This window comes from Arthrospira sp. PCC 8006 (assembly GCF_046480465.1).
In the GTDB taxonomy this organism is placed as follows: domain Bacteria; phylum Cyanobacteriota; class Cyanobacteriia; order Cyanobacteriales; family Microcoleaceae; genus Limnospira; species Limnospira platensis.
Window position 1 is genome coordinate 22,284 of the sequence record NZ_PKGG01000053.1, and the last position, 6,616, is coordinate 28,899.

The following is a 6,616-nucleotide window of genomic DNA, read 5'->3' on the forward strand; positions in this document are numbered from 1 at the left end:
GGAATATGCAACCGTTCTCAGAAACCTACAATATCACAAAGTGTCTGGAAAACGACAAGGCTTTCAACCCCAACCTTTGGTAAACTACTTAGGTAACAGTAACCTGCTATTGATACCTATGGCGAGAATTTGATGATTAAAGTCCTGCATCTTTCGGATATCCATTTAGGTAGTGGTTTTTCCCAAGGACGGATCAACCCGGAAACTGGCTTAAATACTCGTCTGGAAGATTTTACGATAACTTTGGGGCGATGTATAGATCGGGCGATCGCAGAACCTGTGGATTTGGTTTTGTTTGGGGGGGATGCTTTCCCTGATTCTACGCCGCCACCATTTGTTAAGCAGGCTTTCGCTCAGGAATTTCGCCGCCTGGTAGATGCGGAAATTCCCACGGTGTTACTGGTGGGGAATCATGACCAACATTCCCAAGGACAGGGAGGGGCGAGTTTGGGGATTTATCGGACTCTGGGGGTTCCGGGGTTTGTGGTGGGCGATCGCTTAGAAACCCATCGCATTCAAACTCGCCAGGGTTTAGTTCAGGTGATTACTATCCCCTGGTTGACCCGTTCAACTCTACTGACTCGACCGGACACTGAGGGGCTGTCTTTGGAGGCGGTTAATAAATTACTCATCGATCGCCTAATGGTAGCCTTAGAGGGCGAAATTCGACGGCTTGATGCGGATATTCCCACGGTATTGTTAGGACATTTAATGGTTGATCGCGCTAGTTTCGGGGCTGAGAGGTTTCTGGCGGTGGGGAAAGGTTTTAATCTTCCTTTGGGGTTGTTGACTCGTCCTCAGTTTGATTATGTGGCTTTGGGTCATGTTCACAAACATCAAAATCTTAATCCTACTAATAACCCTCCGGTGGTGTACCCAGGAAGTATTGAAAGGGTGGATTTTTCGGAGGAAAAAGAAGATAAGGGGTTTGTGTTGGTGAATTTGGCGAAAAATCAAACGACTTGGGAATTTTGCCCTTTACCAGTGCGCCCATTTTGTACAATTAGGGTGGATATTTCCCAGCAAGATGACCCCCTAGCGGCGTTGCTGGGGGCGATCGCTAAGAAAAACATTGATCAGGCTGTGGTGCGACTACTGTATCAGTTGCGACCAGATCAATTAAATGCGATCGATATGACGAAACTGCACGCAGCTCTCAGCAGCGCCCACAGTTATACTATCCAACCGGAATTAATTAGTCAACTGGCCCGCCCTCGTTTGCCTCAATTGGCGGCGGGAAGTGCGATCGACCCCTTAGAAGCCCTAAAAACCTATTTGGATAGCCACGACCATTTAAAGGGTTTACAGCAGGATATGATCGAGGCGGCTAAGGGTTTGTTAGCTGAGAATACCGCCGAGTAAATTAAAACGCTATACTTAAACTAATTCCCAATATAGTCAATAGCACTAGAACTTATCTAATATTATGAGCAATCGTCTAGCCCAATCATCAAGCCTTTATCTCCGTAAACACGCAGATAATCCCATTGACTGGTGGCCTTGGTGCGATGAAGCCTTAGAAAAATCTCGAACTGAAGATAAGCCCATATTTCTGTCTATTGGCTACTCAAGTTGTCACTGGTGTACAGTTATGGAGGGGGAAGCGTTTTCTGATGCGGCGATCGCTGAATATATGAACGCTAATTTTATCCCCATCAAAGTCGATCGCGAAGAACGTCCAGAAATTGATAGCATCTATATGCAAGCCCTACAAATGATGACTGGTCAAGGGGGCTGGCCGTTAAATGTATTTCTCACCCCAGGCGATCGGATCCCCTTTTATGGCGGCACCTATTTTCCCATTGAACCCCGCTACGGAAGGCCTGGCTTTTTGGATTTATTGAAAGCCATTCAGAACTTTTACCATACTGACAAAAATAAACTGGAAACTGTCACGGAGGAAATTCTTACCCAACTGCGACAGTCTGTGATTTTACCACCCTCGGAATTAACCGAAGATTTACTGAAACAAGGACTAGAAACTAACACGGGAGTAGTTGGTCGGAATAACTACGGCGGTCCTCGGTTTCCGATGATTCCTTATGCAGATATGGCTTGGCGGGGAAGTCGCTTAATTTCCTCATCTAAAGTAGATGGTAAAGCGGCCTGTTTGCAACGAGGAAAAGACTTAGTGACCGGAGGCATTTATGACCATGTGGCGGGAGGCTTTCATCGTTACACGGTTGACCCGACCTGGACTGTTCCTCACTTCGAGAAAATGCTTTATGATAACGGTCAAATTCTTGAGTTTTTGGCGGATCTATGGTCTGAGGGTGAGAAACAACCTGCTTTTCAACGGTCAATAAATGGTACGGTGGAATGGTTGAAACGGGAAATGACTGCGCCACAGGGCTATTTTTACGCGGCACAAGATGCTGATAGTTTTGTCACATCTCAGGATAAAGAACCGGAAGAAGGGGCGTTTTATGTGTGGACTAATCAAGAGTTAGAAACTTTCCTAACTTCGGAAGAATTTGGGGAATTACAAGCACAATTTACGGTGACAAAATCGGGTAATTTTGAAGGTAAAACAGTATTGCAGCGCTGGAATTGTGACGAGTTAGACCCCTTAATAGAAACGGCTTTGGCTAAACTGTTTGCAGTCCGTTATGGTGCGCCCCCAGAGGAGGTTAAAACTTTCCCGGTGGCTGAGAATAATCAAGGGGCTAAACAAAGGGACTGGCCGGGTCGTATTCCGGCGGTTACTGATACTAAGATGATTGTAGCATGGAATGCTCTGATGATTTCTGGGTTGGCGAAAGCGGCGCGGGTTTTTGATAATTCTGAATATTTGGAATTGGCTACTACGGCGGCAAAATTTATCCTCAAACATCAGTGGGTTGATGACCGTTTTCACCGGGTTAATTATGATGGTCAGGTGGCGGTCTTATCACAGGCGGAAGATTATGCTTTATTTGTCAAAGCGTTAATTGATCTACATCAAGCTAGTTTACAACAGCCGGAATTGGCAGAGTTTTGGCTGACAAATGCTGTGAATGTTCAGAGTGAGTTGGACGAATATCTCTGGAGTATGGAATTGGGGGGCTATTTTAATACAGCCCTTGATGATGCTGAAACTTTGCTAATTCGTGAACGTAGTTATATGGATAATGCTACTCCGGCGGCGAATGGGGTGGCGATCGCTAATTTGGTGCGGCTATTTTTGTTAACAGAAGACCTGAACTATTTAGATCGCGCTGGACAGGCTTTGGAAGCCTTTGCTAGTATTATGCGCCAGTCTCCACAAGCCTGTCCGAGTCTGTTTGTGGCTTTTGATTGGTATTGTAATAATACTTTGGTTCGCACTAATTATGAGCAAATTGCTAAGTTAAACAAGCAGTATCTACCTACTGCTGTTTTTAAACTTGATCAAAATTTGCCTACCGCTGCGATCGCCTTGGTTTGTCAGGGTCTCAAATGCAAAAAACCCGCCCAAGATGAGGCGGAAATGCTAACTCAATTGCACGACAGTCTCACCCGTACATAATACCCCCAAATTGGCTTGGGATTAATTCCCAAGCCTACATATACCCTCACCCATACCCTCACCCAAGAGTTGGCGCTACCCTTCCCAAATAGTTAAGTTTTGCTAATATATACGGCTAGAGAGTTTTGTTATTTAAAACGACATTAAGAATTAATAAGAATTTATTGCTAATTATTCTCAAACCATTGACGAGTTTATAGGGGTTCTGCTAGACTGTAATTAATGTTACCCAAGGGCTTATAGTGTCTAAATGCCAAAAACAGGGTCTACAACCCTTGTCATATAAGGAATTAGCACAATTACCCGACCAAAACTTGCCTCTGGCGATGCACCAATTTTCCCAAAAAAATGGGCCTCCCAAAATAGGCATCTTGACAAAATAGACATTTTGTGCATACCATCCCCAACCAGATCCAGATAATAGGCAGAAATATGACCTTGTGAAGACTAGGAAAATCGATAAATGCTAAACTTAAAGCCTTGGAAATGGGCAATTATAGTCAGTCCGATCGCCATCATAGTTGGATTTTTACTAATCTCAGCAGGGTGGCAAATTCATAGCTGGGGCATTAACTGGATCTGGGGAATTTTCACGCTGCTATTATTAGGGTGGCGGTGGTTATTAGTGAAGTGGACAAAGCCAGATATTGCCCAGGTAGAAGCGGCGATAGACGAGGCGGCTGCGAAGTTTCAATTAACGGAAGAAATGGCAGCAGCGACGGGAGGAAGTGAAGCGATCGCGCAGGTAGAAAAAGCGGTACAAGAAATCCTGATACAATCGCGAAATGATCCGCCATTTTGGTTAGACTGGGGGCAATTTGGGGAACGCTGTAAAGAGTTAGTAGTTGTGATTGCTAATATCTATCATCCAGAGGTAAAATATCCCCTACTTGATATTTATGTACCCCAGGCTTATGGATTAATTAGGGGAACAGTAGATGATTTAGATAGGTGGATGCAAGAACTCTCCCCAGTGCTAAATAAAGTAACAGTAGGACAAGCCTATCAAGCCTATGAAGTTTACCAGAAATTAGAACCATCAGCCCGGAAATTATGGCAGGTCTGGAGTTGGGCTTCATGGATACTTAATCCTGTGTCGGCGGCGGCGAGGTTAGCGAGTCAGAAATATAGCAGTAAAGCGAATCAAGAACTATTAGTTAATTTAGGTCAAATGATGCGAGAGGTAGCCCTACAAAACCTCTCCCGACAAGCGATCGCTCTTTATGGTGGCGAACAACTTCCTCTGACGGCGTTAACTGTTACCGAGGACAATTTACCCCAGGCGAAAACCCAAACTTTACAGGAGATTATCGCCCAGGCTGACCCTCCCGAAAAGAAGGTGGCACAAAAACCGATTAGTATTCTGTTGGTAGGACGCACTGGGTCAGGAAAAAGCAGTTTAATTAACACCCTATTTCAGGCTAACCTCGCGGAAGTTGATGTTCTTCCCAGTACGGATCGCATTAAAAATTATCACTGGAGTACACCGACAGGAGAATCCCTAAATTTGTGGGATACTCCGGGTTATGAACAAGTGAACCGAGAAGACCTGCGGGAGTTGGTAGTTAGTGAAGCCAAAACAGCAGATTTGCTATTATTAGTCACACCAGCCCTAGACCCAGCCCTACAAATGGATCGGGATTTTTTGCGGGATATGCGTGTAGAAGTTCCTGACCTGAAAGCGATCGCTATTGTCACCCAAGTTGACCGTTTACGTCCGGTCAGAGAATGGCAACCTCCCTATAATTGGGAAACTGGAAATAGACCGAAAGAAAAAGCTATTCGGGAGGCGACAGAATATCGCCGCCAACAGTTAGGAGAATTTTGCTATCTGGTTTTACCCCTAGTTACGAGTGATTCCCCAACTCAGAGAAATCCTTGGAATGCTGAGATTTTATCCAACCATTTAGTAGAAGCAGTCGGACCGACCAAACAACTAAGACTAGCCCGATTTTTACGAGATCAAAAATCCCGAACTCTCGCCGCAGCCAAAATTATTGACCGCTATACCCGCCAAATGGCAACTACCCAAGGGTTAACAGCCTTATTAAAAAGTCCTGTCCTCAAATTTATCTCTACCCTCACCACCGGAAACCCTACCCTCGCCTATCTGTTGGCTGAACAAATACCCATAGAACAGCTTCCGGTGGCGATCGGTAAATTGCAGATGGGTTATGATCTGTTTTGTCTCCTCAGCAGCGATCGCACTAAATCCCCTAATTTTGACCTTCTCGCCCTCTGGCCGCTACTTTTAAATAACCCCGATCCACCTGACCATAATGCTTGGGCTTTCGGACACGCTTTAGTTGAATATTGGACCCAAAATATCACGGTTGAACAACTCGAAAAGCGATTTGATTACTATTTCCAATCTGAGAAAACCTAATACACACCAGCCTACCCTCTCACCCCCCCAGCTAACCATAAGTTTTGCTAATTTATACAGCCAAATAAATTTTATCTTCAAAAGATTGTTAAGAATTGTTACAAATTTATTGAAAATAGCTGGCAAAAAGTTGACGAGAGAATGGGGGTTATGATACCCTAGAAGAAATCGCACCCAAGGGTTCACTATGTCTATCCGCAAAAACAGAGGCTACAACCCCGATTATATGGCGATAAAAATTATTCTCTCCCCAAAAGTTGAAGCTGGCGATGCACGAGTTTTTCCCCGAAAAGCGATCGTCTTTTTTCCGCATCTTGACAAAAACGCCATTATGTGCATATAACCTATTTTCCCCAAAAGGCGGGTTTATTGATATTCCGGTGGGGAAATGTCATTGACAGCAGAACCCGCCCCTACCATTATCAATTAATGACCGGGTGGGGCGGGTTTATTGATATTCCGGTGGGGAAATGTCATTGACAGCAGAACCCGCCCCTACCATTATCAATTATCAATTAATGACCGGGTGGGGCGGGTTTATTGATATTCCGGTGGGGAAATGTCATTGACAGCAGAACCCCCAGCGACAGGGAAAGAAAGGGCGGGTTTATTGATATTCCGGTGGGGAAATGTCATTGACAGCAGAACCCGCCCCTACCATTATCAATTAATGACCGGGTGGGGCGGGTTTATTGATATTCCGGTGGGGAAATGTCATTGACAGCAGAACCCACAGCGACAGG

The 6,616-nt window shown here is 45.0% G+C and carries 4 protein-coding genes; all 4 read left to right on the forward strand.

Annotation, left to right across the window (positions count from 1 at the left end):
• The first annotated feature begins 132 nt into the window (after positions 1–132).
• The 4 genes from sbcD to B9T16_RS10520 all read left to right on the forward strand — a co-directional run bounded on the left by sbcD (position 133) and on the right by B9T16_RS10520 (position 6,594).
• Positions 133–1,362 (forward strand): exonuclease subunit SbcD, encoded by a 1,230-nt coding sequence (gene sbcD, locus B9T16_RS10505; protein WP_410244722.1) that lies wholly within the window; start codon positions 133–135, stop codon positions 1,360–1,362.
• Between the two features lie 64 nt (positions 1,363–1,426).
• Positions 1,427–3,487, forward strand: coding sequence for a thioredoxin domain-containing protein (locus tag B9T16_RS10510; RefSeq protein ID WP_410244723.1), 2,061 nt, complete (start codon positions 1,427–1,429; stop codon positions 3,485–3,487).
• A 463-nt stretch (positions 3,488–3,950) separates the two neighbouring features.
• On the forward strand, positions 3,951–5,873 hold the full coding sequence (locus B9T16_RS10515; protein ID WP_410244724.1) for a GTPase family protein: 1,923 nt from the start codon (positions 3,951–3,953) through the stop codon (positions 5,871–5,873).
• Between the two features lie 559 nt (positions 5,874–6,432).
• Entirely contained in the window at positions 6,433–6,594 is a 162-nt protein-coding gene (locus tag B9T16_RS10520) for a hypothetical protein (RefSeq protein WP_410244725.1), read from the forward strand.
• Positions 6,595–6,616 lie beyond the last annotated feature (22 nt).

Bases quoted from the DNA above. Each gene is read 5' to 3' on its own strand.
- B9T16_RS10515 (WP_410244724.1), top strand. From the start codon at position 3,951: ATGCTAAACTTAAAGCCTTGGAAATGGGCAATTATAGTCAGTCCGATC.
- sbcD (WP_410244722.1), top strand. From the start codon at position 133: ATGATTAAAGTCCTGCATCTTTCGGATATCCATTTAGGTAGTGGTTTT.
- B9T16_RS10510 (WP_410244723.1), top strand. From the start codon at position 1,427: ATGAGCAATCGTCTAGCCCAATCATCAAGCCTTTATCTCCGTAAACAC.
- B9T16_RS10520 (WP_410244725.1), top strand. From the start codon at position 6,433: ATGTCATTGACAGCAGAACCCCCAGCGACAGGGAAAGAAAGGGCGGGT.